At 69.5% G+C, this 23,354-nt stretch carries 21 protein-coding genes; 9 read left to right on the top strand and 12 right to left on the bottom strand.

Annotation, left to right across the window (positions count from 1 at the left end; genetic code table 11):
- Positions 1–2: 2 nt before the first annotated feature.
- Positions 3–764, bottom strand: a complete 762-nt coding sequence (locus AB0L53_RS07195; protein ID WP_363991607.1) for a class I SAM-dependent methyltransferase — start codon at positions 762–764, stop codon at positions 3–5.
- A 134-nt stretch (positions 765–898) separates the two neighbouring features.
- Between AB0L53_RS07195 and AB0L53_RS07190 the strand changes: the two genes are divergently transcribed.
- The 3 genes from AB0L53_RS07190 to AB0L53_RS07180 all read left to right on the top strand — a co-directional run bounded on the left by AB0L53_RS07190 (position 899) and on the right by AB0L53_RS07180 (position 4,743).
- Complete coding sequence (locus tag AB0L53_RS07190; protein WP_363991604.1) at positions 899–2,125, top strand: FAD-dependent oxidoreductase; 1,227 nt, start codon at positions 899–901, stop codon at positions 2,123–2,125.
- Positions 2,122–3,012, top strand: a complete 891-nt coding sequence (sigJ, locus tag AB0L53_RS07185) for an RNA polymerase sigma factor SigJ (RefSeq protein ID WP_363991601.1) — start codon at positions 2,122–2,124, stop codon at positions 3,010–3,012. Before AB0L53_RS07190 ends, sigJ begins: the two co-directional genes overlap by 4 nt.
- Before the next feature lie 192 nt (positions 3,013–3,204).
- Entirely contained in the window at positions 3,205–4,743 is a 1,539-nt protein-coding gene (locus tag AB0L53_RS07180; protein WP_363991598.1) for an FAD-dependent monooxygenase, read from the top strand.
- 45 nt (positions 4,744–4,788) lie between these two features.
- Here the strand turns inward: AB0L53_RS07180 and AB0L53_RS07175 are convergent, their stop codons facing one another.
- The 3 genes from AB0L53_RS07175 to AB0L53_RS07165 all read right to left on the bottom strand — a co-directional run bounded on the left by AB0L53_RS07175 (position 4,789) and on the right by AB0L53_RS07165 (position 6,661).
- The gene (locus tag AB0L53_RS07175; protein WP_363991595.1) at positions 4,789–5,229 is read right to left on the bottom strand and encodes a GNAT family N-acetyltransferase; all 441 of its coding nucleotides are present in this window, start codon (positions 5,227–5,229) and stop codon (positions 4,789–4,791) included.
- 94 nt (positions 5,230–5,323) lie between these two features.
- Positions 5,324–6,214, bottom strand: coding sequence for a hypothetical protein (locus tag AB0L53_RS07170; RefSeq protein ID WP_363991593.1), 891 nt, complete (start codon positions 6,212–6,214; stop codon positions 5,324–5,326).
- 78 nt (positions 6,215–6,292) lie between these two features.
- Positions 6,293–6,661, bottom strand: a complete 369-nt coding sequence (locus AB0L53_RS07165) for a peptidase inhibitor family I36 protein (RefSeq protein WP_363991590.1) — start codon at positions 6,659–6,661, stop codon at positions 6,293–6,295.
- A gap of 271 nt (positions 6,662–6,932) precedes the next feature.
- On the opposite strand from AB0L53_RS07165, the gene AB0L53_RS07160 reads away from it, so the two are divergent.
- The 3 genes from AB0L53_RS07160 to AB0L53_RS07150 all read left to right on the top strand — a co-directional run bounded on the left by AB0L53_RS07160 (position 6,933) and on the right by AB0L53_RS07150 (position 8,795).
- Positions 6,933–7,310 (top strand): nuclear transport factor 2 family protein, encoded by a 378-nt coding sequence (locus AB0L53_RS07160; RefSeq protein WP_363991587.1) that lies wholly within the window; start codon positions 6,933–6,935, stop codon positions 7,308–7,310.
- 131 nt (positions 7,311–7,441) lie between these two features.
- Positions 7,442–8,023: a hypothetical protein gene (locus AB0L53_RS07155; RefSeq protein ID WP_363991584.1), complete on the top strand. Its 582-nt coding sequence runs from the start codon at positions 7,442–7,444 to the stop codon at positions 8,021–8,023.
- Between the two features lie 13 nt (positions 8,024–8,036).
- On the top strand, positions 8,037–8,795 hold the full coding sequence (locus AB0L53_RS07150) for an SDR family NAD(P)-dependent oxidoreductase (RefSeq protein ID WP_363991582.1): 759 nt from the start codon (positions 8,037–8,039) through the stop codon (positions 8,793–8,795).
- 4 nt (positions 8,796–8,799) lie between these two features.
- Here the strand turns inward: AB0L53_RS07150 and AB0L53_RS07145 are convergent, their stop codons facing one another.
- Genes AB0L53_RS07145 through AB0L53_RS07130 form a run of 4 tightly spaced genes read right to left on the bottom strand, consistent with a single transcriptional unit; the run spans position 8,800 to position 13,567 of the window.
- Positions 8,800–9,192, bottom strand: coding sequence for an OB-fold domain-containing protein (locus AB0L53_RS07145; protein WP_363991580.1), 393 nt, complete (start codon positions 9,190–9,192; stop codon positions 8,800–8,802).
- A 10-nt stretch (positions 9,193–9,202) separates the two neighbouring features.
- The gene (locus tag AB0L53_RS07140) at positions 9,203–10,366 is read right to left on the bottom strand and encodes a thiolase family protein (protein WP_363991578.1); all 1,164 of its coding nucleotides are present in this window, start codon (positions 10,364–10,366) and stop codon (positions 9,203–9,205) included.
- Complete coding sequence (locus tag AB0L53_RS07135; protein WP_363991575.1) at positions 10,363–11,151, bottom strand: crotonase/enoyl-CoA hydratase family protein; 789 nt, start codon at positions 11,149–11,151, stop codon at positions 10,363–10,365. The genes AB0L53_RS07140 and AB0L53_RS07135 overlap by 4 nt, the downstream gene beginning before the upstream one ends.
- Positions 11,144–13,567, bottom strand: coding sequence for a CoA transferase (locus AB0L53_RS07130; RefSeq protein ID WP_363991572.1), 2,424 nt, complete (start codon positions 13,565–13,567; stop codon positions 11,144–11,146). The genes AB0L53_RS07135 and AB0L53_RS07130 overlap by 8 nt, the downstream gene beginning before the upstream one ends.
- A gap of 326 nt (positions 13,568–13,893) precedes the next feature.
- On the opposite strand from AB0L53_RS07130, the gene AB0L53_RS07125 reads away from it, so the two are divergent.
- Together AB0L53_RS07125 and AB0L53_RS07120 are read left to right on the top strand one after the other, a co-directional pair.
- Positions 13,894–14,811, top strand: coding sequence for a LysR family transcriptional regulator (locus AB0L53_RS07125; RefSeq protein ID WP_363991570.1), 918 nt, complete (start codon positions 13,894–13,896; stop codon positions 14,809–14,811).
- Between the two features lie 234 nt (positions 14,812–15,045).
- Complete coding sequence (locus AB0L53_RS07120) at positions 15,046–16,452, top strand: MFS transporter (protein WP_363991567.1); 1,407 nt, start codon at positions 15,046–15,048, stop codon at positions 16,450–16,452.
- 76 nt (positions 16,453–16,528) lie between these two features.
- On the opposite strand, the gene AB0L53_RS07115 is transcribed toward AB0L53_RS07120, so the two are convergent.
- From AB0L53_RS07115 to AB0L53_RS07100, 4 genes are all read right to left on the bottom strand, one after another.
- Positions 16,529–17,425: a sugar phosphate isomerase/epimerase gene (locus tag AB0L53_RS07115; RefSeq protein WP_363991564.1), complete on the bottom strand. Its 897-nt coding sequence runs from the start codon at positions 17,423–17,425 to the stop codon at positions 16,529–16,531.
- 10 nt (positions 17,426–17,435) lie between these two features.
- Positions 17,436–19,553, bottom strand: coding sequence for a PQQ-dependent sugar dehydrogenase (locus tag AB0L53_RS07110; protein ID WP_363991561.1), 2,118 nt, complete (start codon positions 19,551–19,553; stop codon positions 17,436–17,438).
- Between the two features lie 185 nt (positions 19,554–19,738).
- Complete coding sequence (locus tag AB0L53_RS07105) at positions 19,739–20,386, bottom strand: TetR/AcrR family transcriptional regulator (RefSeq protein ID WP_363991558.1); 648 nt, start codon at positions 20,384–20,386, stop codon at positions 19,739–19,741.
- A 4-nt stretch (positions 20,387–20,390) separates the two neighbouring features.
- On the bottom strand, positions 20,391–21,611 hold the full coding sequence (locus AB0L53_RS07100; protein ID WP_363991555.1) for a cytochrome P450: 1,221 nt from the start codon (positions 21,609–21,611) through the stop codon (positions 20,391–20,393).
- A 128-nt stretch (positions 21,612–21,739) separates the two neighbouring features.
- Between AB0L53_RS07100 and AB0L53_RS07095 the strand changes: the two genes are divergently transcribed.
- Positions 21,740–23,221 carry an MFS transporter gene (locus AB0L53_RS07095; protein WP_363991552.1) on the top strand — a complete coding sequence of 494 codons (1,482 nt, stop codon included), beginning with the start codon at positions 21,740–21,742 and terminating at the stop codon, positions 23,219–23,221.
- The last annotated feature ends 133 nt before the right edge of the window (positions 23,222–23,354 follow it).

The following is a 23,354-nucleotide window of genomic DNA, read 5'->3' as shown; positions in this document are numbered from 1 at the left end:
AGCTAGTGGTCCGGCGGGATGCGGTAGACGGACACGTGGGAACGCGACTCGGCGGTGAAGTCGGCGCCGGTCCAGTCGGCATGCCTGGTCTCCAACTCGAACCCGGCCAGCTGCGCCATGAGGTCGAGCTCGGCCGGCCAGATGTAGCGGTGCGGGCTACGGAACAGCTGAGCCTGCCTGCTCTCGTCGAACCTGAAGTGGTGCGAGACGACGTGCTGCCGCAGAATGTCGTAGGTGTCCAGGCCGATGTAGCCGGGCTCGCAATGGTAAACAGTGGCCTGCTGACCTGGGGGAAGCTTGCGCAACTCGGGCACCCAGAGCTCGACCACGAACCGGCCGCCCGGTGTGAGGTGGCGGGCGGCATTGCGGAAGCACGCGACCTGCTCGGCCTGAGTGAGCAGGTTCGAGATCGTGTTGAAGACGAGGTAGACGAGCGCGTACTTTCCCGGAGCGACGGCGGTCGCCATGTCGCCAACGATCACCGGGATCGTCGCTTCGTCCACCTTCGTCCGCAGTTGGGCGACCATCGGAGTCGACAGCTCGATACCGGTTACGGGCACCCCACGCTCGGCAAGCGGCACGGCCACGCGGCCGGTTCCGATGGCGAACTCGAGCGCCTGCCCGTCGCCGGCAAGCTCGGCGAGGCGGTCCACGGTCGGGCCCAAGACCTCGGGCGCGAACATGCCGGTGCCCGGCGTGTCATAGCGCTCGGCGGTCTCGACGTCCCAGATCTCCTCCTGTTGCATGCCGCCAACGATGGTCATGGGTTGTAGGCGTTGTCCAACGATTTTGCGGGTCAGCCGATGGCACGAGGGCGAGGGCCCCGCGCTCTTGAGTCGAGTGACGCGTGTCACGTCGGGTGATGTCACGTCGCAGCGGTCGGCGGTGTCCTGAGGGCATGACCGAACACAACACACGCCACAAGGTCGTGGTCATCGGCGGCGGTTACGCCGGAACGCTCGCGGCCAACCGTCTGCGGACGCGCGACGACGTCGACATCACCCTGGTCAATCCGCGCCCGGAGTTCGTCGAACGCATCCGGCTGCACCAGTTCGTGGCCCGTACCAGCGAGGCCACGATCGACTACGGCACGCTGCTCGGCGAGGGCATCCAGTTGGTCGTCGACAGCGTCACGCGCATCGACACCGCCGCCCGCGCCGTGCGGCTGGCCTCGGGTCGTAGGCTGGACTTCGACTACGTCATCTATGCGGTCGGCAGCAGCAGGGCCATACCGTCAGCGGTGCCTGGCGCGGCCGAGTTCGCGTTCGACATCGCGGAGTTCGAGTACGCGCAGCGGCTGCGCGCCCGGCTGGAGGAGTTGCCCGTCGATGCTCCGATCACCGTGGTCGGCGGCGGGTTGACCGGCATCGAGACGGCCGCCGAGCTGGCCGAGCAAGGACGCAAGGTCACGCTGGTGTGCGGCCGGAGCCTGGCGCCGACATTCAGCGCGTCGGGTCGCCGCTACATCGCCAAATGGCTGTCGCGGCACGGGGCCGTGGTGCTTGAGGACGCCCAGGTGAGAGAGGTGCGGCCGGACGCGGTCGTCGTGGCCGAGGGTGGGGTGCGGGCAGACGCGGTGGTCGTCGCCGACGGTGGGGTGCGGGCGAGCGCGCTGACCATCTGGACGGCCGGTTTCGGGGTGCCGGAGCTGGCGGCGGCCAGCGGGCTGCGCACGGACGCGCTCGGCCGGCTGCTCACCGACGAGACACTGACCAGCCTCGACGACGACCGCGTTGTCGCGGCCGGCGACGCCGCCGCACCGTCGGGCCGGCCGCTGCGGATGAGCGGCTACGCCGCCGGGCCGCTCGGGGCGCGAGCCGCCGACACGGTCCTGTCCCGTATCGCGGGGACCGAACCGGCGGTGCTCGACCTGGCCTTCACCGGGGCGTGCGTCAGCCTCGGCCGGCGCGCCGGCATACGGCAGCTCGCCCGCAAGGACGACACCGCGATCAACATCTACATCGGCGGCCGCATGGGCGCGGCGATCAAGGAGGTGACCTGTAAGTTCGTGGTGTCGAAGCGGATACGCGGCGAGGCCCGCAAGCCGGGTTCCATGAGCTGGCCCAAGGGCGGCCCGCGTCCCGAGCAGCCGGCCTCCGCCGCGCGGGTGGTCACCTCCCCGTGAGCGCCGATGAGCATGCCGAGCGGTTCACCCTGTTGCGGCCGCTGCTGTTCACGATCGTCTACGAGATCCTCGGCTCGGCGACCGAATCCGACGACGTGCTGCAGGACAGCTATCTGCGCTGGGCCAGCGTGGACCTCGCGACGGTGCGCGACACCAAGTCGTATCTGGCGCAGTTGGTGACCCGTCAGGCGCTCAACGCGTTGCGGGCGAGCGCGCGCCGTCGCGAGGACTACATCGGCCCGTGGCTGCCCGAGCCGCTGCTGCTCGCCGAAAATGACGCCTCGGCCGATGTGGTGCTCGCCGAGTCGGTGTCGATGGCGATGCTCGTACTGCTCGAAACGCTCGGTCCCGATGAGCGCGCGGTGTTCGTGCTGCGCGAGGTGTTCGGCTTCGACTACCACGCCATTGCCACGGCGGTGGGCAAGTCCGTGGCGGCGGTGCGGCAGGTGGCGCACCGCGCCCGCGAGCACGTACAGGCGCGGCGTCAGCGCTTCGAGCCCGTCGACGCCGCGACCAGCGCGCGGATCACCGAGCAGTTCATGACCGCGGCGGCCACCGGTGATCTGGAAGGGCTGCTCTGGCTGCTCGCGCCGGACGTCACCTGGACCGCCGACAGCGGCGGCAAGACCACCGCGTCGCGCCGGCCGGTGGTGGGCGCGCAGAAGGTGGCCGCGGTCCTGATGAGCCTGTTCCGTCAGGAGCGGCTGGCGGACCTGCGGATCGAGATGGTCAACTGCAACAACACGCCCGCGATGGTCCTCAGCGGCGAGCGCCTGGAAGGCGTCTTCTTGATCGAGATCGCCGACGGGAAGATCACCAACTTCTACGCCATCCGCAACCCCGACAAACTTCTCGCGGTGGCGGTTCCACGGCAGATCAGCCGGTAGCAGGAGTCGGCGAGCCGCAGCGAAGGGTGACCTGGTGAGCGGGCGGGCACCGAGAGCCCGGACCGGCCCGCCGAACTGGTAGGGCTCTGCGGGGACAAGCCACCTCCCCATCACAACAGAGCCACGTCCGTGACGGCCGGCCACCAGCACATTCAGATGTCCGTCAGCAACAGGCTGTGCAAGGGGAGATTCATGCATGATGTAGTGATCGTGGGCGCCGGCCCGGTTGGTCTGTTCCTTGCCTGCGAGCTTGGCCTCGCGGGCTGCTCTGTCCTGGTGCTTGAGCGAGAGCCGGAGCCTCGCTCTCCGTGGAAGGCGTACCCGCTCGGGACGCGGGGCCTGTCCGCCGCGTCGGCGGAGGCGTTCTACCGCCGGGGAATGCTGCACCCACTGCTGACGGCGTCGGGCATCCACGACGATCCCGGCTCCAGCCTCGACGATTCCGGCACGAACCCCGACCCGGACGAGCTGCCACCCCCTCGCAACGTGGGCCACTTCGCCGGCATGATGCTCGATCCGGCCAAGGTCGACGTCGCCGCCCTGCCGTTCCGGCTGCCCAGCCCGGCACCGGAATCCATGTTGACAAGCCTCGAAGCGGTCGAGACCGTGCTGTCCGAGCGGGCGGCCAAGCTCGGCGTGCAAATCAGGCACGGCGTCACGGTCTCAGCCATCGCGCGGACCGATGAGAGCGTGGTCGCACGAGCCGGCGAGCACGAATACGCGGCGCGCTGGCTCGTCGGCTGCGACGGCGGCCGCAGCGCGGTGCGCGGGCTCGCGGGCTTCGACTTCGTCGGCACCGAGCCGCAGTTCACCGGCTACACCATGCTCGCCACCATCGCCGATCCCGAGAAGCTGCGCCCCGGATTCAACCTGACGCCGACCGGCATGTACCTCCAAATGGCCACGGCAGGACACATCGGCATCCTGGACTTCGACGGCGGCACGTTCGACCGCTCGCGGCAGCCGACTCGCGAGCATCTCCAGGCGGTTCTGCGCCGTGTGTCCGGCACCGACGTGACGCTGAGCGACGTCCATCTCGCCTCAAGCTTCACCGATCGGGCGATGCAGACGACGACCTACCGCCAGGGACGCGTCCTGCTCGCGGGCGACGCCGCACACATCCACCCTCCCTTTGGGGGGCAGGGACTCAACCTCGGCATCGGCGACGCCTTGAACCTGGGCTGGAAGCTCGCGGCGACCGTGCACGGGTACGCGCCGGACGGGCTGCTCGACACCTACACCCGCGAGCGCCATCCGATCGGCGCCTGGGTACTCGACTGGACACGCGCCCAGACAGCGGTCATGCGGCCGGACCCGCACGCCCAGGCGATCCAAGGCGTGATCCGCGACCTGCTCGGGACCCATGACGGAACCACCTATGTGTTCCAGAAGATATCGGGATCGTCACTCCGTTACGACCTCTGCAGCGAGCAACCGCTGGTCGGCCGCAACGCCCCGGACCTTCACCTCGAGGACGGCACTCGCCTCAGCGAACTGATGCAGGACGGACGAGGCGTCGCACTCGATTTCAGCACCGACCGACGCCTGCACAACTCAGCGATGGGCTGGCAGAGCCGGATACGGTATGCGGCCGGTCCGGCGAGAAACGACCTCGGATTCGGGGCCGTGCTCGTCCGGCCCGACGGCATAGTCGCCTGGGCCGGTGATCACGCCCCTGATCGTGACGCGTTCGAACGGGCCGCCGGCCATTGGTTCGGCAATCCGGCGTGAACGATTCGATCATCCTGCGGCCCGGCAAGCTCGGCATCACCGATCTCAGGACGCCGCGCGGACCATGAACACGTCCACCGGATCCTCAGACTCCAGGGTGAACCCGTGCCGCTCGTACAGCCGCCGGGCAGGGCTTCCCTGCAGCACGTTCAACCGGACAGGGATGCCGTCGCGGTCACACTGATCCAGCAGCTCGCGCAGGACGCCCGAACCGATGCCGGAACCCTGCAGGTGCGGGGCCAGGAAGAAGTGCTCCAGCCATCGGGCGTCCTCGGCCTCCCGTAGCGCCACGCAGCCGGCGAACTCGCCGCCGACCTCGATCACCCAGGTGTGCGACGGGTCGTAAGCGTCCCTCATTCGCTGCCGTACTCGCTGCTCGTCGTACCGGCCGAGCCGCTCCAGATCGGCCCGCATCACCACGGCGCGTAGTTCGACCATCGCCTCAATGTCCGCCGCCAAAGCCCGCCGAATGCCCCAATCCACCATGATTCTGCACTTTACGACACACGGGCGGCCCCTCGTCGCCGGGGATGCGGTGGCTGGGGAGGGACCGGTTCATGTGGTGCCTCACTGCCGGGACTCACCCACGGGAGAGGACCCGGCGGACGGCCCCGAGCTGCCGCTCCTTGTGGGTCTCGAGTGCCTGAAAATATGCTGCGTGAGTAAGAATGGCGTCTTCCTGGATGCGTTTCTCCGTCGCAGCCCAGATGGAAACAAGATCGCCCTTCTTTTTGCACCACACGTCTGTCTCCGCCGCCATGATCTCCTGATGAGAGGGCCGCTGATTGTTCATCCACCGATCATCGGTGATGGCCGCGAGCGGGTCCGGGTAATCAAATCCCTTTTTCTTCATGCATGCGCTCCAATCGCGGAAGACCCGCACGACATCTCCGTCACGCTGGGATTCCTCAAAGGTCTGCCTGACCAGCGTGTTGAACAAGGATGCGCTGACCTCCGGAGCGTCCTTCAAAAGATGCGCCTGGGCTTTGTCCGAGCATCCGTCCGCATCCTTGGCGGAATCGCCGTAAGCGGCACGCGCCGCAGGCGACAGTTCCGTCAACTGATCGTCTCGTTCCGCGTTGTACCGAGCCACTGATGGCCGGTCGAGGGGGGCGTGGTAACCGAAGGACCGGGCGATCTGCGGTTCGATGACGCCGTAACGGCGGCGGTTCTGCGGTTCGATGTCGGCCTGCGCCGGGAGGGGCGAGAGTTTCCACTCCATCCCCTGGCCGCGCATGCAGTCGCGGATGAGGAGATCCTGCGCGGCCTCGATCGTCATGATCTCGGCAGGGGAGAAGTTGTACGCATCGAACGGGACAGCGAGCTTTCGGGCTTCTTCCCCCGGGAGCGGAACGTCCGTGACAGACGCCGCCCTTACCCTGCTCTCAGCGGGGGGATCGGCCGTCGCCACCGAGCAACCACTGGCAACCACAACGAGACTGAGAACAGCGCTCTTCAGCCGAACGGACACGTTGAACTCCCATGGAACATGGGCGGAGCATGACAACGATGCCGCCGGGTGCAGACTCCGCCCCTTCCGGCGCGACGACTATCTGATCGAGCTCAGCTTGTTGTCGAAGCCGTTGTTGGTGAAGTCCTTATCCTTGCTGTGGGGCTTGGCGGTGTAGCCCACCGCTCCGGCGCAATTCTTGCGGTCATACAGCTTTACGCGGCGATTTGTTCCGTTTATCATCGAGCTCGCCATGTTGTCCCTGCTGCTGTGAACGGTCCGACAGGAACCGTCCGGGAAAAACATCACCCAGCGTCCGCCCCAGAAGTTGAACTTGTCATGCTCGTATATGCAGAAACTAGCGCAGTCGGGTGCGGCCGAACTGGCATGAGCGGGCGCGTTCGAGCCGATCAGGCTTGTGACGCTGAGCAGTAGCGCGGAAATGGCGAGGGTGGTCTTACGCTTCACTTGTCTCGCTCCTATTCGATTGAGCTTGCCCTTGTACTTGTCTCTGCGATTCTTATCCGAGGCAATGAAATGTGGGTACGTCGCCGGAACAGCCCTCCCGACTCTCGGCCAAGAATCGGGCAGGCATGGGCCCGGAGACAGATCTCCCCCGGCGCCGAGAACAACTCTACACCATTTCAGAGCACTTGCTCTGTTATCGGCGTTCGCGGTCGATTTCGGCCGCTGTGATCTGTAGCCAGATCGTGAGTCCTCCCGCCTATGCTCTGCTCCCATGGAGACCACGGAGAAAGAGACGGTTCTGGACCTTCAGCGGCAGTTCGACGCGGCGGAGCTGGCCGCCGACGCCGGACGCCTGCGCGCGTTACTGGCCGACGACTTCCAGTCGATCGGGCCCAAGGGGTATGTGCTCGACAAGGAGCAGTGGATCGGTCGCCACGCCCAATTCCAGTACCACGCCCTGGACACCAGCCAGATCGACATCCGGATGTACGGTGACGCCGCAATCGTGCGCAATGTGCAGAGCAACCAGGCGACCTCTCACGGGCGGGCGGTGGCGCTTCGGGTGCGCGTGTCCCAGACGTGGGTCAAGCAGGAGGGCTCGTGGCGGCTGGCGGGCATCCAGTTCAGCCCGATGGCCGACGACGCGTAGCCCGACCCCGCCCCCGTTCCCGGACATGCCGCCCAATGTCCGGCAAATGTCCGGTTGCTGTCCTGGCCCCGATCGTTCGCCGGGATAGAGGATGAACGCAACTGCGCGATCCCCCGAGGCGGTAAACGACGATGACGACACAGACGACCCCTCCACTCGGCCAGGTGCTGCGGCACTGGCCGGTTCTGGTCGGGGTCGGGACCGCCGTGCTCATGATCCTGGACATGGCCACGGGCCTCGAACTGGCCAAGGTGCTGGCCGCCTCGGCGGTGGTCTACCTGGGTGCTGCCGCGTTCGGGAAACCCGCCGCGACCTGGCCCGTGTTCTTCCTGACCTTCGCCGTCATCCTGGCCGCGGAGCTCATCGATGACGACTTCGAAGCGACCTGGGCGGTGCTGGGCCTGGGCGTCCTGCTGGGCGGCTATGGTCTGCTGCGCGGCTACGGTCCCCTGCGTGGTACGCGGCCTGAGCCCGGTGGGCTGCCATTGCAGCTGATCGCCATGCTCGGTTTCGGCGCCGCGGCCACGATCGCGCTGTTCGTCAACCCGACGGTCGGCAGCTACCTGGTGGCGCTGGGCCTGCTCGGCCACGCCGCATGGGACGTCTACCACTACCGGGCGAACCGAGTGGTGACCCGGTCGCTCGCCGAGTTCTGTCTCGTGCTCGACACCGCCCTGGCCGTGGCGATCATCGTCCTGACGGCGACGGCCTGACCCCGGAGGAACGATGAGCCTTCTCAAGGACCGGGTCACCCTGGTCACGGGCAGCTCCCGAGGGATCGGGGCGGCCATCGCGACCACGTTCGCCCAGGCCGGCGCCCGAGTCGTGCTGCACGGCCGCGACGAGGCCGCGCTCGCCGCGGTCCAGGCGCGCGTCGACGACCTCGGCGGCGAGGCCGTCAGCGTGACCGGAGACGTCACCGTCGCCGCCGACCTCGACCGGATCCGCGAGCAGATCCTCGACCGGTACGGCCGCGTCGACGTGCTGGTCGTCAACGCCGGCAGCACGGCCAGCCGCCCCACGCCCATCGAGGACATCACGGAGGAGAGCTGGCGGGCCGACATCGACCGGAACCTGACCGGCACCTTCCTGACCGTCAAATGTTTCCTGCCCGGCATGAAGGAGCGCCGGACCGGCAACATCATCACCCTGTCCTCGGCGGCCGGGCGCAAGCCGAGCGAACGGACGATTGTCGCGTACGCCGCGGCGAAGGCCGGTGTGCAGCTCTTCACCCAGGATCTGGCCGCCCAGGTGGGTCCGTTCGGCATCCGGGCCAACTGCCTCGCCCCGGAGACGATCCTCACCGACACGAATCAGCAGTGGATACCGGCCGACGTCCAACGCTCGCTGGCCGAGTCACACCCGCTGCGGCGGCTCGGCACGTCCGAAGACGTCGCACGGGCCGCGCTCTTCCTCGCCTCCGACGACTCGAGCTGGATCACCGGCGTCATCGTCGACATCGCCGGTGGCGCGGTATTGGTGTGACTCCTCAGCCCGACCCTGCGGCCGGGCGGAAGACGGGGACCGCTTCGCCGCCCTCGGGGTGCTCGAAGGCGACACGGACCGGCAGGCCCGCGTACACCTCCTCGGGCACGGCATCGGTGAGCTGGAGCTGCAGCCACGGCTCCTCCTCCAGCTCGACGATCGCGACCACGGTCGGCGGCGCGCCCTTGGTGTGCACCACCGACCAGCTCACCACCGACCCCGTGCCGGAGGCGGCCGTCCAGGACAGCTCGGGTGAGCCGCACCGCGGGCATGTACGCGCCTGCGGAGCGGAGAAACCGCCGCACTGAGCGCAGTGCCGGATCAACAGTTCGCCGCGCGCGGTGCCGTCGAAGAACTCGGCGGTGGCCGCGTCACGGTGGACGATTCCCACGGGCATCGGCATGCTCCTATCGCGCGTGCGGGCTGAGGATGAGGGTGGAGTGGTGGTCGAGTACGCCGCCGTTGCCGCTGACCAGCACCATGTCGTTGCGCGAGGCCTGACGGTCGCCGCCCTGGCCGCGGGCCTGGATGACGGCCTCCGACAGCGGGGTCATCCCCCACATGTAATAGGAGGAGAGCTGGCCGCCGCCGGTATTGACGGCCAGCGTCCCCTCCGGTCCCAGTACGCCGCTGGCGACGAAGGGGCCGCCCTCGCCCTTGGCGCAGAAGCCGTAGTCCTCCAGGGAGATGAGCGCGGTGTAGGTGTAGCAGTCGTACAGCTCGGCGATGTCGATGTCGTCGATCGATACCCCGGCCATCTTCAGCGCCGTCGGCCCCGACAGAGCGGCCCCGCTGACCAGGCCGAACTCGCTGTCCCTGCCCATGACGTACCCGGGGTGCGCCTGTCCCCAGCCGCGGATGTGCACGGCGGGCTGGGCGAGGTCGGCGGCCCGGTCGGCGGAGGTGACGATGACCGCGACGCCGCCGTTGCTGACCAGGCAGCAGTCGAGGAGGTGGAACGGCTCGGCGATCCACCGGGAGCTCTGGTGGTCCTCGAGGGTGATCGGGGTCCGCATCTGGGCCAGGGGGTTCCTGGTCGCCCAGGCGCGCTGCGCGACGGCTATGTGCCCCAGTTGCTCGCTGGTCGTGCCGTACTTCTGCATGTGCCGGCGGGCGGCCAGCGCGTACATGGTGTTGGCGCTGTAGATCCCGGACGCCGCGGTCAGCCCTTGCCAGCCGGCCAGTCTGCGGCCCGCGCCGGCGTAGGCCGCGCCGCCCCCGGACGCCTTGTCCTTGAGCGGCGCGTCGGCGAAGACGCAGGCCACGACGTCGGCCATGCCGGAGGCGACGGCCATGGCGGCGTACTGGACCATGGCGCCGGCCGACGAGCCGTACGCCTGCACCTCCGACAGCAGGCGCAGCTCTCGCAGCCCCAGATCCCGCTGGAGGCTCAGGCCGACGTCGGCGGTGAGGCCGGTGTTGGTCAGCAGGCCGTCCACCTGGCGCAGGTCGAGACCGGCGTCGGCGGCGGCGAGCCGTACGGCGTCGGCGGCGAACTCGGGCGCGCTCCGGCCATAGACCTTGCCCATCTCGGTGATGCCGAGACCGGCGATGACCGATGTGTGGTTCATCGTCCCTCCCAAACCGGGGCGCGCTTCTCGGCGAAGGCGCGTGGCCCCTCCTTGGCGTCCGCCGACCGCATGAGCGCGGCGCTCTCGGCGGCGGTCCGCTCCCAGGCGGCCTGCTCGGACGGGATACTGCCGTCGGAGATGCCGCGCGCGATCCGCTTGCTGGCCTGCACGGACAGCGGGGCGTTCGCGCTGACCGTCTCAGCCAGGGCGAACGCGGCGGTCAGCAGCTCGGCCCGCGGTACGACCCGGTTGACCAAGCCGAGCCGCAGGGCCTCGGCGGCGGTGACGGGCTCACCGGTCAGCAGGATCTCCATGGCGACCTTCGTGGGCAACTGCGCGGCCAGCCGGAACGCGCCGCCCGCGCCCGCGAGGATGCCGCGCTTGACCTCCGGCAGCCCGAACGCGGCGGTCTCGGCGGCCACCACCAGGTCGGCCCACAGGGCGATCTCGGTGCCGCCGCCGAGCGCGAACCCGTTGACGGCGGCGATGACCGGCTTGGCGATGGGATGCGTGACACATCCGGCGAAGCCCCAGTGCGGCTTGAGCCCTTCGGTGGAGAATTCCCCGCGGGCCACCGCCTTCAGGTCGGCACCGGCGCAGAACGCCTTGTCCCCCGCCCCGGTCAGCACCACGGCCCGGACAGACGCGTCCGTGTCGGCCTCGTCGAGAGCCTCACCGACGGCGCGGGTCAGCTCCGCGTTCACGGCGTTGCGGACCTCGGGCCGGTTCAATGTGATCAACACGATGTGATCGCGGCGCTCGACGAGCGCGGCGGGCTCACCCATGATTTGCTCCTTCATTCGTTGCCTCTTCCAGCACGCCCGCGTCGATGAGCGCCTGGATCTCGGACTCGGCCAGGCCGAGCAGCTTGGCGGCCACCAGCCGCGTGTGCTCCCCCGCCAGCGGCGCGGGGCCCAGCTCGGGGTCGGCGACCCCACGGAAGGTCGCCGGGGCGTTCTCGGTACGCAGGGCGTGCTCGATGTACGGATGGCGCATCTCCCGCAGGAACCCACGGGCGGTGAGCTGGGGATCGTCCAGATACTCGATGACGCGCCGCATCATCCCGGCGGGCACCCCGGCCTCCTGCAGCCGCTCCATGGCCGCTCCCGGCGGGGTGGCGGCCGTCCACTCGGTCACGGCCGCGTCCACGAGGTCGCGGTGCGCGCGGCGGCCCGCGGCGGTGGCCAGCCGCGCGTCGGCGCGCAGGTCGGCACGGCCGATCACTTCGCACAGGCGCCGCCACTGCTCGTCGCCGTCGACGCTCACCACGCACCACTCGTCGTCGCCCGCGCACGGGTAGACACCCTGGGGCGCGTCCCACTCGCCGCTGTTGCTGTGGGCGGTGAACGAGCCGGGTTCCAGTGATTCGCGCAGGAAGCCGGTGGACAGCTGGGTGAGGATCGTCTCGGCCTGGGCGACGCTGACCGTGCCGCCCTTCCCGGTACGCCGCCGCTCGATGAGCGCGGCGAGCACGGCGACGGCGCCGACCCGCGCCGCGATGTGGTCGGGATAGATGGTGATGCCGTCACAGAACCCGGCCTCGACCTCGGTGTCCCGCCAGAGCCCGGTCAGCCCGGCGGAGGCGCGGACGAGCGGGCCGTAGCCCATGCGCCTGCTCCACGGCCCGGTCGGGCCCAGGGCGCTGCTGTCGGCCATGATGATCTTTGGGTTCAGCTCGCTGATGACGTCGTAGCCGAGACCCAGCGACTCCAGCGTGCCCGGCTTGAAGTTGGACAGGATGACGTCGGAGTCGGCGGCGAGCCGCTTGAAGAGGTCCAGGCCCTCGGGTGAGCGGAGGTTGATCCCGGCGCTGAGCTTGTTGCGGTGGCCCCAGGCGAAGCCGACGCTGACGACCTCGTCGCCGAGCGACTGGCGGCTGCCGTCCGGGTAGGCCCGGCTCTCGATCTTGATGACCTCGGCGCCCTGGTCGGCGAGCAACCGGCCCAGCTCCGCACCGACCACGATGACACCCAGGTCCAGCACCCGAAGCCCGTCGAGGGGGCGACGCGGCGCAACCTCGGCCGCGTCGGAGGTGACCGGCTTGCCGGGTGTCACCGCGGCGAAGACCTCGTCGTCGTGCTCCCCCGGCTCGGGGGCCCGGTGCCGGAACCCGGCCCTTACCCCGTTCACCTCCACGTACCCGGACGGCACGCGGCCGGTCAGCCCCGGGGCGACCTCGGCGTCAAGCAGGCTGTTCCGGGCGCGGAAGTGCGGGCTGTCGAGCACTTCGCCGGGGTCGAGCAGCGCCGCGATCGGCACGCCGCGCTCCTGGCCCTGGGCCACGAGCTCGTCCCTGGTCCGGTCCCTGAACAGCTCCCCCATGAGGACGCGCAGCCGCTCAGCGGCTCCGAATCGGGCGCCCATGCTGTCGTACTTGGGGTCGGCGAACTCCTCAGGCTCCCCCAGCCAGCCGAACATCCCGCGCCACTGACGTTTGGCCAGCACGCAGATCCGGACGTATCCATCGGCGCACGGGAAGATCGGGTACAGGTCGCCCGCCTGCGGACGGCCGCGCGGCAGGCGGGTGGCCGGGACCCCGCCGGTGGCCGAGCCGCCCATGCCGAAGCCCGGGTCCAGGACCTGGGCGGTCATCTCGTACACCGAGCAGTCGACGTGGTCGCCGCGCCCGGTGTCGAGCCGGTTCAGGTACGCCAGCAGGCCCGCCCACGCTGACTGGATGGCCGCCGACTCGTAGGCCAGCGGGCCGGGCGGCATGACCGGCCGACGGCCGGGGACGCCGGAGCGCGACAGCACCCCGCCGAGCGCCATGTGCGTCCAGTCGGTGCCGATCCAGTCCCGGTACGGGCCGGTCTGCCCGAAGTCGGTGATCGAGACGACGACCAGCGCCGGGTTGCGGGCGAGCAGCGCGTCCGCGCCGAGACCGAGGCCGTCGAGGGTGCCGGGGGGTTCGGTCTCGATGAGGAAGTCCGCTCCGGCTGCCAGGTCGAGCAGCCGGTCACGGTCGGCGGGGTCGCGCAGGTTCAGGGTGACGCCGCGCTTGTTGGCGTTGTGCGTGGCGAAGTAGAGGCTCACGCCGTCGTGGACGGGCTCCCGGTGACGGGTCGGCGCGCCGCCGGGCGGCTCGACGCGGATGACGTCGGCGCCGAGGTCAGCGAGGAAGCGGCCGCACATCTCGGCCTTGCCGTCGGCCAGGTCGATGACCCGGAGACCGGCGAGGGGAAGTCCCCTGGCTGCGGGCATGGTGAATCACCCCACGGTGTGAAGGATGCGCGAGTACGCCGGACATGACCTGTCGCGGCGGAGGGATCCCGGCCCGCGAGCGGCGGTTCAGGGCCGCGCCGGGATTTCGAGCGGTTCATGGCCGCTCGCCAGGATTGTTGCGAACAGGTTTCCTACAACCGTGAGGATGCCACCCGGTTTCCGGTCTGAAAACGTCCGAATCGGCAACGTGGCACGCGTCCCAATCGGCAACATGACCGCGTCCGGCGGCCAACCCCGTGGTTACCAGCGCGAAACGGAACATGCCGGTTGACGCGCGGCGACGGCCCGCCACAGACTCCCTGCTCATGGACGTACAGCAGCTGCGATGCTTTCTCGCCGTCGCCGAGGAGCTTCACTTCGGGCGCGCGGCGGAGCGGCTGCACCTGACTCCGTCACCGGTCAGCCGCGCCGTCAAGGACCTTGAGCGCGAGCTGGGGGTCGAGCTGTTCGTCCGCCGCTACCACCAGGTGGAGCTCACCGCCGGCGGCACGGTCCTGGTCGAGCGGGTACGCGGCATCCTGGAGCAGGTCGACGGCCTGAAGGACGTGCTCCGGGAGGCGTCCGGCACCAGGAGCCGGGTGGTGCGCGTGGGCGGCACGCACCTGTGCCCGCCGGCCGTGATGGACCGGTTCTTGGCGGTGACCGAGCAGGCGTTCCCCTCCTTCGCGGTGGACGCGACGGCGGCGCCGTCCGCCGAGCTCCTGCCGGCGCTGGAGCGCGGCGAGCTCGACGCGGCCCTGGTCCACCTCCCGTTGGACCGGCCCGAGCTCGACAGTCTCGTAGTGGCCCGCTACGTGTTCTCGGCGGCGATGCGGGCCGACGATCCGCTGGCCGCCGCCGGCGAGCTGACGTTGCGGGACCTCACGGACCGGATCTTGACCGTCGGCCCGCTCACGCCCCAGCCCCTGGCGATGGACCGGCTGCACCGGCGGCTGAAGAGTGCCGGCGTCACCTCGCTCCATGAGATGCCGGACAACGACTCCGTCATGCTGGCCAGCCACATCCGCCGCAGCCACGGCGTCACGCTGACGCTCGACCCGCGCAACGGCGGCGCCGCCCGGGTCTTCGACGACCCGGCCTTCGTGATCGTCCCGCTCCGCGACGACCTGGAATTCCTGCTCGGCGTGGCCTGGCACCGGTCGCGGGCGGGACAGGACGACGTCGTACGCCGACTCGTCCACGCAATGCACCAGGAGTGGGCCGGGCAGGCACTCACCCTTTAGGGCGTCCCCTTCGTTGCGTTTTCGCGCATGTGCACATGCCCCAAACCGCGATGGTCACCACCGCCGGGACCTGCCTACGGTTCCCAGCACCACCTCTCCGTGAGCCCTGTCACAGCCCCCATCCCGCCGGCGCGGACCGCTCACCGCTTCATGTCCGCTCATTGCTCATGTCCTGGAAACCGCAGGAGAGCGCCTCCAGCTCGTGCTCCGTTGCCCCATTCCAAGGAGGCCGCCATGTCTCAGACACCCCTCGACTCGCCCGCCCCGGAACCGCCCGTACCGACTCGCGGCGTGAACGCCCGCAGTGTGGACGCCCGCATCGACGCGATGCCGAAAGTCGGGCTCAGCCGCGCGGGCTGGCTCGCGCTCATGCTCTGCTTCTTCTTCGCCAACTACGACATCTCCGTCCTGACCATCACGCTGCCCTCCATGCGGAGCGCGTTCGGGCTGGCCGGGGCCGAGCTGGGTTACCCGATCACGTGGAATCTCGTCGGTTACTGCATCGGCGCGTACGCGTTCGGGCACATCGCGGACCGGCACGGCCGGCAGAAGGGCCTGGCGCTGACCATCCTGGCGCTCGGCATCGGCGGGCTCCTCACGGCATTCTCGTGGGACGTGTGGTCGCTGACCTTCTTCCGGTTCCTGACCGGGTGCGGGATGGGGGCGGTGCTCGCGCTCTGTTCGGCCTACATCGGCGAGCTGGCGCCCAAGAACCAGCGCGGCGGCTACCTGTCGCGCCTGTACATGGTGGGCACGGTGCTGCTCCTGGCGATCGGGTTCGCCTCGCTGCCGGTCCTGGGCGCATCCCCCGACGGGTGGCGCTACCTGCTGGGCTTCGGTGGCCTGGTGCTCCTGGTGCTGCCGCTGGTCGGCAGGCACGCGCTGGTGGAGTCGCCGCGCTGGCTGGTGGCGACGGGCCGCGCGGACGAGGCCGACCGCATCGTCCGCGAGATGGAGACCCGTGTCGGCCTGCCCCCGGGCGGCGCCGAGGGCACGCTCGAAGAGGAGCCTCTTGAGACCGCTCCAGCAGAGGAGACGGTGCCGGCCCGCGCCCTCTTCAAGGCCCCGTACCTGGGTCGCATGCTGATCGTGCTGGGTTTCTGGTTCATCTTCTACATCGCCATGTACGGCTACGCCAGCTACCTGCCGCTCATTCTGGAGGGCATCGGCATCTCGACCTCCGACGCGGTGCTGGTCAGCGTGCTCACCCGGGCCATGCCGCTGGTCTCCACCGTCGCGGCCGTACTGCTGGTGGAGCGGATGGAACGCCGCACCATGGTCATCATCGGCACGCTGGTCTTCGCGGCCTCCCTGCTGTTCATCACCCTGGACATGGGCGAGGCGGTCGCCACCATCGGTGCCCTGTTCAGCTCGTTCGGCATCGCCTTCATGGCGACCCCCGCCTACACCTACACGGCGGAGGTGTTCCCCACCCGGGCACGGGGCACGGCATCGGCCATCGCGGACGGAGTCGGGCATCTGGGCGGTGCGGTCACCCCCTTCGTGGTGCTGCCCATCCTGACCGGCTTCGGCGCGCGGCCGGCGTCGTTCGTCCTGGTGGGGCTGCTGGTGATCGCCGCCGGCATCATCCGGCTGGGCGTCCGCACCCGCGACCGCTCACTGACCGAGATCGCCGCCTGACCCGGACGCCCAAACAAAAACCCGGACGCCAAACAAAACCCGAACGCCCAAGGAGCCGGGCGCCCGGAAACAGACCCTAGAACCTCACTTTCCGCAGATAGCGATATCCGACCTCGGCGGTACGCCGGGGAGTCACATCGGGGGTGTCGTTCTCCACGATGTACTCCGCCACGCGGTGCTTGTCGAAAATGCGCCGGAAGTCGATGGTCCCGGTGCCGAGGTCGGCCATGTCGCCGTCGGGTGCTCGATCCTTGACGTGGAACTGCAGCACCCGCTGCGGCGCCCTGCGGATGACGTCGAGCGCGAAGCGCACCGGGTCGGGGGCCCCGCGTCCGACGCCGCCGGTGACCGCCCAATAGAGGTCGATCTCCAGATGGACCAGATGCGGATCGAGCTCGGCGGTGAGCACGTCCCAGGGCATCTTACCGCCGCCGAGGTCGGTGGTGAACTCGTGGGCGTGGTTGTGGTAGCCGTAGCGCAGACCGGCCGAGCGGGCGGCCCGCGCCTCGACGTTCATGCGCTCGGCCCACGCCTTCCACTCGTCCTCGCTGGTGGAGTTCAGGTAGGGCACGACCATGAAGGACTGGCCGAGGGTCAGCGCGTTGGAGATCTTCGTGTCCAGACCGGCCTGGTCGGTGGTGAGGCCGTCGTGGCTGGAGCTGGCCCGGATGCCGATCCCGTCGAGGAACTGGCGGAGCTGCTGGGCCGTACGACCGAAGTAGCCGAGCGCCAGCTCGACCTTCGGGTAGCCGGTCTCGGCCAGGTAGGTGAGCGTGGCGTCGTAGTTCTGGGCGAGGTCGTCGCGTACCGTCCAGAGCTGGATGCTGATCTGGTTCGGCGGGATGCGCTCCCCGCCGGAGTGGTGCGGCGGCGTCGCCGCGGCGGCGGGCGAAGCGGCGGCCAGCGCGGCCGCCCCCAATCCGAGGCCCGCGGCGAGCAGGGACCGCCTGCTGGGGCCGTAGCCGTAGCACATAGGGAGACTCCTAACGTGTGGGCTGGAGGACGACCTGGTCGCTGCCGGTCAGCGGGGGCAGGTCGGTGCCGCCGGGGTCGGTGTAGCCGGCGACGAAGACGCCGGTGAGATGGTCGGTCTCCGGATCGTGTCCGCTCGGCAAGGTGGTCTGGATGGAGCCCGTGCAGCCGCGGGCCGTGGTCTGCGGGTGGCCGTGGTCGTCGTGGCCGAGGATGTAGTCCACGGTCACCTTGGCGCAGTCCACCGGCTGGTCGTCGGTGACCCGCACCTCGAACTCGACGACGTCGCCGAAGTGGAAAGCCTGCCCTTCGGCGGGCCGGACCAGCTCCACGACCGGAGCGGCGTTGCCGACCACGATCCGTACCGACGTCGCCGCGGACATGCCGGCGGTGTCGGTGACCTTGAGCGTGGCGTTGTAGAGGCCGTTCTTCTGGTAGGTGTACGACGCCTCGGGGCTGCGGGAGTCGACCTTGCCGTCGGCGTCGAAGTCCCAGGCGTAGCGGAGCCTGTCGCCGTCGGGGTCGGTCGTACCCGCGCTGGTGAAGCGGACGGTCAGGGGCGCGTGGCCGTCGGTCGGCGAGCCGGCGGCGGCCGGGACGGGAGTGTGGTTGCCGGTGTTGCCGATGTAGTCGTAGCGCGAGAGCTGGGCGTCCGGGTTCTCCTGGAAGTAACCGTCACCGTACTCCAGCACGTAGAGCGCGCCATCAGGGCCGAACTCCATGTCCATCGGATTGTCGAAGACGAACGAGGGCAGCACGTCCTCGATCCGCCCGTCACGGTGGAACGCCTTGACGTAGTCGCGGGTCCACTCGTAGAAGAGCGGAACGCCGTCGAAGTACTTCGGCCACCCCACGGCAGTCCGGCCGCGGGCGTTGCGCGGGTCGAAGTGGTACGCCGGACCGGCCATCGGCCCGATGCCACCGGTGCCCAGTTGCGGGAACTCCGCTGAAGCCCCGTAGGAATACCACACGTTCGGCTGCGACACCGGTGGCAGCGCGCGCAGGCCGGTGTTGTGCGGCGACTCGTTGACGGGCGCCGCGCAGTTGAACGCCGCGCCTGACACGCCGGTCGCGAAGTCGTAGTCGACGTACGGGAGCCGCGCCGTCGCACAGTACGGCCAGCCGTAGTTACCGGCCTTGCGGATCACCGTCCACTTGCCGGTCCCCGACGGGCCGCGCTGGGGATCGGCCTCCCGCGCGTCGGGCGAGTAGTCGGCGACATAGAGCTCGCCCGTGGAACGGTTGAGCTCGATGCGGAAGGGATTGCGCAGGCCCATCGCGTAGATCTCCGGCCGGGTGCGCGCCGTGCCGGGCGGGAACAGGTTGCCGCGCGGAATCGTGTAGGACCCGTCGGCGCGGACCTTGATGCGAAGGACCTTGCCGCGCAGGTCGTTGGTGTTGCCGGCGCTGCGCTGGGCGTCGAAGGCGGGGTTGTGGTCGGGCCGCTCGTCGATGGGGTTGTAGCCGTCGGAGGAGAACGGGTTCGTGTCGTCGCCGGTGGACAGGTAGAGGTTGCCGTCGGCGTCGAAGACGATGTCCCCGCCGACGTGGCAGCAGATGCCGCGGTTCACCGGCACGTCGAGGATGCGCTGCTCGGTACGGAGATCGATCGTGGCGCCGGTGAAGCGGAAGCGGGACAGCCGGATCAGCCCGTTGAACGGCGCGAAGTCCGCCGGTGTGCCGGTGACCGGGGCGTCGCCCTCGTTGAAGTCCGGCGTCGCCGGGTCGTCGATGGGGGTGTTGAGCGGCGGGGAGTAGTAAAGGTAGACCCAGTCGTCCGCCTTGGAGCCCTTGCCGAAGCCGGGGCTGAGGGCGATGCTCTGCAGTCCCTCCTCGTCGTGCCGGTAGACGTCGAGCCGGGCGGCCTGCGTGTTGAGGCCGGTCTTCGGATCGTGTAACCAGACCACACCGGGCCGGGTGGTGTGCAGGACCCTCGAATCCGGTAACACCGCCAGGTCCATGGGCTCACCCGGATTGTCGTTCAGCGTCACCTTCTGGAACTGGCTGTCGGGCGGCGGAGCCGCGATGCCCACCGCCTCAGTGACAGTGACGGTCCCGGTGGCGTTGGCGGCGGCCGGCATGAGGATCGCCGCAGCGGTCAGGGCGGCGAGCGCGGTTCTCGTTCTCATGCCTCTCCCTTCGTTCTGCTCAGGGGGATAAGAGAGGGCAAATTAACGTGAATGTAACCCGGCTTACGCCGATCGAGGAGGGCCTAATTACGCACGATCAAACAGCTTTCGCCTCAGATCGGACTAAGTACCGCACGCCGCTGGACCATTCAGGTGCGGTGAGCCTTGCCTGAATGGTCCAGCGGTTACGAGCGGGGCGTGACCGGAGCCAGCCAGAGACCGACGATCGCGTCGATCAGCCCGGTCGCGGCGTCGTGCCAGCTGGACCGGGGTGTGGGGGTGCCTTCGGCGAGTGCGCGCTCGCGCTCGGCGATCATGTGCACCATCAGTTGACGCGCCATGTCGCCGCGTTCGAGGCGTACCTCCAGCGGCAGGTCGGGAAGACATCGGTTGAGCCCGTCGATCGCCTGGCGCAGGGACGGCGAGCTGATCGTCTCCTCGATCATGATCTCGCGCAGCGCGGGATCGGTCATCACCTGGGCGCTGAACCGGGCGAACCAGGTGGGGTTCCCCAAAGCGCCCAGGTGCTCGGTGATCGGGCGCAGCAGGCAGCCCACCCAATCACGCGCGTCCGTGGAGCCGGCGATCTCGGCCAGCATGCGCAGGCGCAGCCGCTCCATCGGCTCGGTGTGCTTGCGCACGATGGCGCGTACGAGATCCGCCTTGGTGCCGAAATGGTAGCCGACCGCCGCCGTGTTGCCCTGGCCGGCGGCCTCGCTGACCTGGCGGTTGGACACGGCGAAGACCCCGTGCTCGGCGAACAGGCGCTCCGCCGCCGTCAGGATCTGCTCTCGCGTCGCGCTCACACGCTCGGCCCGGGCGGTTCTCTCCATCAGGTCACCACCGTACTGGAAGCTCGCTCAGTCCGCCGACGACGAGCCCCTCGACCCGGCGCAGTTCCTCGGCCGTGACGGCGAGCTCCAGGGAGGGCAGCTTGCGCAGCAGCACGTCCAGCACCGCCTGCAGCTCAGTGCGGGCCAGCGGCTGGCCGAGGCACGAATGAGCCCCGGCGCCGAAGGCCAGGTGCGGGTTCGGGCTGCGGCTGAGGTCCATCTCGCCGGCCCCGTCGAACGCGCTCTCGTCCCGGTTGGCCGCGGCCATGTCGCACAGCACCGTGGTGCCGCGCGGCAGGAGGGTGCCGCCGACCTCGACCTCCTCGCCGATGTAGCGCGGCATCCCGAACCCGAGGTTGGCGTCGAAGCGCAGGGCCTCCTCCACCGTGGTGCGGACCAGCGACCGATCGGCCAGCAGCCGCTCCCAGCGGCTCCGGTCGGTCAGCAGCATGGCCATCATCTTCGCGATCATGTTCGCGGTGGTCTCGTGCCCGGCGACCAGCAGGCCCATGCCGGTGGCCACGAGCGCCGCGTCGGACATCTTGCCGCCCTCGGCGTCGGTGCCCGTGATGAGCTCACTGAGCAGGTCGTCGCCCGGCTCCTCACGCTTGGCGGCGATGTGGCCGGCCATGTACGCCACGAACTCGGCCTGCGCCGCCTCGGTCTCCGCCTGCGTGTAGCGGGTCAGGTTGAGCAGGGAGTCGGACCAGTAGGAGAACCTGTCGCGGTCCGAGTCCGGGACGCCGAGCATGTCGCAGATCACCCAGACGGGCAGCGGGAAGCCCAGGCTCGCCTTGAGATCCGCCGGCTGGCCCTGCCGCACCATGTCGTCGATGAGCTGCTCGGCCATCGCCTCGATCCCCGGCCGCAGCGCGTTCATCCGCTTGGCCGTGAACCACTTGGTGATCATCCGCCGCCACAGCAGATGGCCCTCGCCGCTCTGCGGGAGCGCCGTCGCCATCTCGCTGTTGAACACGCCGCCCGACTCGCTGTCGGAGATCCGGGCCGCGTCGTCGGCGTTCAGCTGCCGGGTGAAGCGCGGGTCGGACAGCACTTGCTTGACATCGGCGTAGCGCGTGAGCAGCGACGCCTCGTCCCCGCTGGGCAGCGTCACCCGCGCGACCGGGCACTCCTGCCGCAGCCGCGCCCACTCCGCCGGCGGCTCCAGCGCCCCTTCTCTGGAAAGCGGGTAGCTCAACGCCTGCTGGTCCTGGCTCTGGCTCACCGTACGTCCTCCTCGAATTCGGCCCTCGGTACGCGCCCAGTCAACCGGTCCTGCTAATTTAAGTCAAACAGTTGATTTAAGTTGTGGCCGGATCGCTGATATCCGGCCGCTCGGACGGAGACCTTTCCATGCGCCATGCAAAAGCTCAGCCCTTCGAGGCCGAGCCGCCCGGCCCGCCGCGGACCAATGCCGTCGTAGTAGTGCTGGCCTTCGCCGGGATCGTGGTCGCGCTGATGCAGACCCTCGTGATCCCGCTGATCCCCCAGCTCCCCCGGCTCCTGAGCGCCTCGCCCTCCGACGCCACCTGGGCCATCACCGCGACGCTGCTCGCCGGCGCCGTCGCCACCCCGGTCATGGGACGACTGGGCGACATGTACGGCAAGCGGCTCATGCTGCTCATCAGCCTGACCCTGCTGGTGGCCGGCTCGACCGTCGCCGCCCTCAGCGACTCCCTGGCGCCGATGGTCGTCGGACGGGCCCTGCAGGGGCTGGCGGCCGGTGTCATCCCCCTGGGCATCAGCATCATGCGCGACGAACTGCCGGCCGAACGCCTCGGCTCGGCCACCGCGCTGATGAGCGCCTCACTCGGCGTGGGCGGCGCGCTCGGCCTGCCCGCGGCCGCCTTCCTGGCCGAGCGCACCGACTGGCACGTGCTGTTCTGGACCGCGGCGGGATTCGGCGCCGTGGCCGCCGTGCTCGTGCTCACGCTCGTACCCGAGTCCAGTGTCCGCAGCGGGGGACGCTTCGACCTGGTGGGCGCGGCCGGACTGTCGGCCGCGCTGGTGTGCCTGCTGCTGGCCATCTCCCAGGGCGCCGGCTGGGGCTGGACCAGCGGCCGTACCATCGGGCTGTTCGCGGTCTCGGTCGTCGTCCTGCTGCTGTGGGGCTGGTGGGAGCTGCGAACCAGGCAGCCGCTGGTGGACCTGCGCGCCACCGCGCGCCGTCAGGTGCTGCTCACGAACCTCGCCTCCGCCGTGTTCGGATTCGCGATGTTCGCGATGTCCCTGGTGCTCCCCCAGCTGCTGCAGCTGCCCGAGGCCACCGGCTACGGGCTGGGGCAGTCGATGCTGGTCGCGGGCCTGGTGATGGGTCCGTCGGGCCTGGTGATGATGGCCATGGCACCGCTGTCCGCGCGCATCTCCAGGGCCAGGGGCCCCAAGACGACGCTGATGGTCGGCGCCGTCGTGGTCGCCGCCGGCTACGGCCTGGGCACCGCGCTGATGTCCGCGATCTGGCAGCTCGTGCTCGTCTCCGCCGTCATCGGGGCCGGCATCGGGCTGGCGTACGGGGCCATGCCCGCACTCATCATGGCCGCCGTTCCCCTGTCCGAGACGGCCGCCGCCAACAGCCTCAACACCCTGATGCGCTCGATCGGCACCTCGATCTCCAGCGCCGTCTCGGGCGCCATCCTGGCCCAGCTGACCATGTCCCTGGGCCCCGTGATCGTCCCCTCCCAGAACGGCTTCCGCGTCGTCCTGGCCCTCGGCGCCGTCATGGCCCTCATCGCCCTGGTGATCATGTCCTTCATCCCTGGGCGCCGCCCGGCCGCCTCCGCCGGGACGACGCGCACCGCCGTCCCCGCACCCGCGAAGGAGCCTTCCGCGGGTTGATTCACTCCGGCGGCCCTGGCCCCGCGGGAAAGCCGCCACACGAGTTGAGCAGAGAGCTGCTCAAGCCGCCACGCAACTTGAGTAGAGGCCTACTCATGACCCGGCCGGGCTGCGCGCCTAGCGTCAAAGCCCT

Source organism: Nonomuraea sp. NPDC052129 (genome assembly GCF_040680095.1).
Taxonomy (GTDB): Bacteria; Actinomycetota; Actinomycetes; order Streptosporangiales; family Streptosporangiaceae; genus Nonomuraea.
The sequence above is the reverse complement of the archived record's forward strand: the minus strand, read 5'-3'. Positions and strand labels throughout refer to the sequence as shown.

What these genes read in the sequence shown, in the direction of transcription:
- AB0L53_RS07195 (WP_363991607.1), bottom strand. Translation starts at nt 764, where the DNA reads ATGACCATCGTTGGCGGCATGCAACAGGAGGAGATCTGGGACGTCGAG.
- AB0L53_RS07190 (WP_363991604.1), top strand. Translation starts at nt 899, where the DNA reads ATGACCGAACACAACACACGCCACAAGGTCGTGGTCATCGGCGGCGGT.
- AB0L53_RS07180 (WP_363991598.1), top strand. Translation starts at nt 3,205, where the DNA reads ATGCATGATGTAGTGATCGTGGGCGCCGGCCCGGTTGGTCTGTTCCTT.
- AB0L53_RS07175 (WP_363991595.1), bottom strand. Translation starts at nt 5,229, where the DNA reads ATGGTGGATTGGGGCATTCGGCGGGCTTTGGCGGCGGACATTGAGGCG.
- AB0L53_RS07160 (WP_363991587.1), top strand. Translation starts at nt 6,933, where the DNA reads ATGGAGACCACGGAGAAAGAGACGGTTCTGGACCTTCAGCGGCAGTTC.
- AB0L53_RS07155 (WP_363991584.1), top strand. Translation starts at nt 7,442, where the DNA reads ATGACGACACAGACGACCCCTCCACTCGGCCAGGTGCTGCGGCACTGG.
- AB0L53_RS07150 (WP_363991582.1), top strand. Translation starts at nt 8,037, where the DNA reads ATGAGCCTTCTCAAGGACCGGGTCACCCTGGTCACGGGCAGCTCCCGA.
- AB0L53_RS07145 (WP_363991580.1), bottom strand. Translation starts at nt 9,192, where the DNA reads ATGCCCGTGGGAATCGTCCACCGTGACGCGGCCACCGCCGAGTTCTTC.
- AB0L53_RS07140 (WP_363991578.1), bottom strand. Translation starts at nt 10,366, where the DNA reads ATGAACCACACATCGGTCATCGCCGGTCTCGGCATCACCGAGATGGGC.
- AB0L53_RS07135 (WP_363991575.1), bottom strand. Translation starts at nt 11,151, where the DNA reads ATGGGTGAGCCCGCCGCGCTCGTCGAGCGCCGCGATCACATCGTGTTG.
- AB0L53_RS07130 (WP_363991572.1), bottom strand. Translation starts at nt 13,567, where the DNA reads ATGCCCGCAGCCAGGGGACTTCCCCTCGCCGGTCTCCGGGTCATCGAC.
- AB0L53_RS07125 (WP_363991570.1), top strand. Translation starts at nt 13,894, where the DNA reads ATGGACGTACAGCAGCTGCGATGCTTTCTCGCCGTCGCCGAGGAGCTT.
- AB0L53_RS07120 (WP_363991567.1), top strand. Translation starts at nt 15,046, where the DNA reads ATGTCTCAGACACCCCTCGACTCGCCCGCCCCGGAACCGCCCGTACCG.
- AB0L53_RS07115 (WP_363991564.1), bottom strand. Translation starts at nt 17,425, where the DNA reads ATGTGCTACGGCTACGGCCCCAGCAGGCGGTCCCTGCTCGCCGCGGGC.
- AB0L53_RS07110 (WP_363991561.1), bottom strand. Translation starts at nt 19,553, where the DNA reads ATGAGAACGAGAACCGCGCTCGCCGCCCTGACCGCTGCGGCGATCCTC.
- AB0L53_RS07105 (WP_363991558.1), bottom strand. Translation starts at nt 20,386, where the DNA reads ATGGAGAGAACCGCCCGGGCCGAGCGTGTGAGCGCGACGCGAGAGCAG.
- AB0L53_RS07095 (WP_363991552.1), top strand. Translation starts at nt 21,740, where the DNA reads ATGCGCCATGCAAAAGCTCAGCCCTTCGAGGCCGAGCCGCCCGGCCCG.